Annotated in this window: 1 protein-coding gene; it reads left to right on the top strand. The window is 54.2% G+C overall.

The window, feature by feature from the left end; genetic code table 11:
• A partial coding sequence (locus ACX0G9_RS31745; RefSeq protein ID WP_459069017.1) for an AMP-binding enzyme occupies positions 1 to 572 on the top strand: 572 nt, incomplete at both ends.

Below are 572 nucleotides of genomic sequence, written 5' to 3'. Positions count from 1 at the left end.
TACAAGACCGGGGATCTTTGTCGTTGGCTGGCCGATGGTAATATCGAATACCTGGGCCGTAAGGATGAGCAGGTGAAGATCCGTGGATACCGGATCGAATTGGGAGAGATAGCGTCCAGGCTTCAGGAAATGACGGAGATAGCCCAGGCGGTGGTGATCGTCCGGACGGACAGCCAGGGGAACAAACGGCTGATGGGTTATATAGTGTTAGAGAAGGATTGGGCAGGCAGGCAGGGTTTTGACCGGGAAGGGATACTGGCTCATCTGAAAAGCTGTTTGCCGGAATATATGGTTCCATCGATATTGATGGAGCTGGAGCGTTTGCCCTTGACGCCAAATGGGAAAATAGACCGGAAGGCATTGCCGGATCCGGAGAACAGGGAACCGTCCTCAGGATCATATGCGGCTCCGCGAACACAAGCGGAAGCAGAGCTGGCAGGAATCTGGCAGGATCTGCTGGGGGTGGAGCGGGTAGGGATACACGATAATTTTTTCGAACTGGGTGGTGATTCGATCGTTTCGATCCAGGTAGTAAGCCGGGCACGACGCCTGGGATATACCCATCTGCAGGT

It is taken from the genome of Flavitalea flava, from assembly GCF_054461575.1.
Note: the sequence above shows the minus strand (reverse complement) of the source record. Positions and strands in the feature narration are given on the sequence as shown.